Origin of the sequence: Corallococcus sp. AB049A (genome assembly GCF_003668885.1) — a bacterium.
In the GTDB taxonomy this organism is placed as follows: Bacteria; Myxococcota; Myxococcia; order Myxococcales; family Myxococcaceae; genus Corallococcus; species Corallococcus interemptor.
Window position 1 is genome coordinate 1 of record NZ_RAWL01001260.1, and the last position, 418, is coordinate 418.

Sequence of the window (418 nt, forward strand, 5' to 3'; positions counted from 1 at the left end):
CGCATGGCCACCGCGCCGGTGACGAGGTACTGCGGCATATCGCGGCGACATTGCGCACCTTTGCCCGGCCCGGTGATACGCCCGCGCGGCTGGGGGGCGATGAGTTCGTGGTGCTGCTGCGCGACTGCGCACCCGTCGATGCGATGCACGTGGCCGAGCGGGTGCGCCTGCACCTGCTGGAGGCCGCGCAGCAGGCCACGCCGGGCGTGGAGTTCAGCGTCAGTATCGGCATTGCCGCCACACCGCGTGGCGGCAGTGTCGAGGACTGGTTGGCACTGGCCGACCGCGCGCTGTACCACGCCAAGCGGCAGGGCAAGAACACGGCCAGCTACGGCGAGTGAGTGCGGCACCGCCGCCGCCGAACGAGGGTGAAATGCCCGTTCATCCTGCACGCGGAATCGGCATGCCAATCCTCTAC

Annotated in this window: 1 protein-coding gene; it reads left to right on the forward strand. The window is 69.6% G+C overall.

From position 1 onward, the window contains the following. Positions 1-341, forward strand: a 341-nt coding sequence (locus D7X55_RS46925; RefSeq protein ID WP_147470529.1) for a GGDEF domain-containing protein, incomplete at its 5' end; no start/stop codon positions are given. Positions 342-418 lie beyond the last annotated feature (77 nt).